Annotated in this window: 3 protein-coding genes; all 3 read left to right on the top strand. The window is 50.1% G+C overall.

The window, feature by feature from the left end; all coding sequences use genetic code 11:
- The first annotated feature begins 50 nt into the window (after positions 1–50).
- The 3 genes from aph(3')-XV (at position 51) to B347_RS0101375 (ending at position 2123) form a co-directional block, all read left to right on the top strand.
- Positions 51–845: an aminoglycoside O-phosphotransferase APH(3')-XV gene (gene aph(3')-XV, locus B347_RS0101385; protein WP_019407932.1), complete on the top strand. Its 795-nt coding sequence runs from the start codon at positions 51–53 to the stop codon at positions 843–845.
- 141 nt (positions 846–986) lie between these two features.
- Positions 987–1619 carry a type B-3 chloramphenicol O-acetyltransferase CatB3 gene (locus tag B347_RS0101380; RefSeq protein ID WP_000186237.1) on the top strand — a complete coding sequence of 211 codons (633 nt, stop codon included), beginning with the start codon at positions 987–989 and terminating at the stop codon, positions 1617–1619.
- A gap of 156 nt (positions 1620–1775) precedes the next feature.
- Positions 1776–2123 carry a quaternary ammonium compound efflux SMR transporter QacE delta 1 gene (locus tag B347_RS0101375; RefSeq protein WP_000679427.1) on the top strand — a complete coding sequence of 116 codons (348 nt, stop codon included), beginning with the start codon at positions 1776–1778 and terminating at the stop codon, positions 2121–2123.
- Positions 2124–2162 lie beyond the last annotated feature (39 nt).

Raw genomic sequence — 2162 nt, 5'->3', positions numbered from 1 at the left:
CCAAGCCGACGCCGCTTCGCGGCGCGGCTTAACTCAGGTGTTAGACCGCTATGACAGTCGCCCTCGACGAAGTATCTGAACTAAAGAATTTGCTTTCACCCTTGTTGGATGAATGCACTTTTGAAGAAGTTGAGTATGGTCAGTCAGATGCTCGAGTGATTCGAGTTCTATTTCCTGATCGCAATACCGCGTATCTAAAGTACGCCTCCGGATCTTCTGCTCAAGAAATTCTTCAAGAGCATCAGCGCACTAGATGGCTCAGAACACGAGCTCTCGTACCGGAAGTGATCTCATATGTCTCGACTTCAACTGTCACCATCCTGTTGACAAAAGCATTGATTGGCCACAATGCCGCTGACGCCGCAGATGCAGATCCAGTTATTGTTGTTGCAGAGATGGCACGAGCGTTACGCGACCTCCATTCGATCTCGCCTGACGATTGCCCATTCGACGAAAGGCTCCACCTGCGACTGAAGCTGGCTTCGGGCCGTTTGGAAGCCGGGTTAGTTGATGAGGAGGACTTTGATCACGCAAGGCAAGGCATGCTGGCGCGGGATGTTTACGAGCAACTTTTTATACAAATGCCTGGAGCGGAGCAGCTGGTAGTCACACATGGCGACGCCTGTCCCGAGAACTTCATCTTCCAAGGTAATGCCTTCGTCGGCTTCATAGACTGCGGTCGGGTCGGGCTTGCCGATAAGTATCAAGACCTGGCGCTTGCATCGAGAAACATTGACGCGGTATTTGGACCAGAACTCACTAACCAGTTCTTCATCGAGTATGGAGAGCCAAATCCGAACATAGCTAAGATTGAGTACTACCGGATCTTGGATGAGTTCTTCTAAGCGCGGTCTAACAATTCGTTCAAGCCGAGATCGCTTCGCGGCCGCGGAGTTGTTCTGTAAATTGTCACAACGCCGCGGCCGCAAAGCGCTCCGGCTTAACTCAGGTGTTAGACGGCAAAGTCACAGACCGCGGGATCTCTTATGACCAACTACTTTGATAGCCCCTTCAAAGGCAAGCTGCTTTCTGAGCAAGTGAAGAACCCCAATATCAAAGTTGGGCGGTACAGCTATTACTCTGGCTACTATCATGGGCACTCATTCGATGACTGCGCACGGTATCTGTTTCCGGACCGTGATGACGTTGATAAGTTGATCATCGGTAGTTTCTGCTCTATCGGGAGTGGGGCTTCCTTTATCATGGCTGGCAATCAGGGGCATCGGTACGACTGGGCATCATCTTTCCCGTTCTTTTATATGCAGGAAGAACCTGCATTCTCAAGCGCACTCGATGCCTTCCAAAAAGCAGGTAATACTGTCATTGGCAATGACGTTTGGATCGGCTCTGAGGCAATGGTCATGCCCGGAATCAAGATCGGGCACGGTGCGGTGATAGGCAGCCGCTCGTTGGTGACAAAAGATGTGGAGCCTTACGCTATCGTTGGCGGCAATCCCGCTAAGAAGATTAAGAAACGCTTCACCGATGAGGAAATTTCATTGCTTCTGGAGATGGAGTGGTGGAATTGGTCACTGGAGAAGATCAAAGCGGCAATGCCCATGCTGTGCTCGTCTAATATTGTTGGCCTGCACAAGTATTGGCTCGAGTTTGCCGTCTAACAATTCAATCAAGCCGATGCCGCTTCGCGGCACGGCTTATTTCAGGCGTTAGATGCACTAAGCACATAATTGCTCACAGCCAAACTATCAGGTCAAGTCTGCTTTTATTATTTTTAAGCGTGCATAATAAGCCCTACACAAATTGGGAGATATATCATGAAAGGCTGGCTTTTTCTTGTTATCGCAATAGTTGGCGAAGTAATCGCAACATCCGCATTAAAATCTAGCGAGGGCTTTACTAAGCTTGCCCCTTCCGCCGTTGTCATAATCGGTTATGGCATCGCATTTTATTTTCTTTCTCTGGTTCTGAAATCCATCCCTGTCGGTGTTGCTTATGCAGTCTGGTCGGGACTCGGCGTCGTCATAATTACAGCCATTGCCTGGTTGCTTCATGGGCAAAAGCTTGATGCGTGGGGCTTTGTAGGTATGGGGCTCATAATTGCTGCCTTTTTGCTCGCCCGATCCCCATCGTGGAAGTCGCTGCGGAGGCCGACGCCATGGTGACGGTGTTCGGCATTCTGAATCTCACCGAGGACTCCTTCT

This window comes from Pseudomonas psychrophila HA-4 (genome assembly GCF_000282975.1).
Taxonomy (GTDB): domain Bacteria; phylum Pseudomonadota; class Gammaproteobacteria; order Pseudomonadales; family Pseudomonadaceae; genus Aquipseudomonas; species Aquipseudomonas psychrophila_A.
This window is presented reverse-complemented; position numbering and strand designations above follow the sequence as displayed.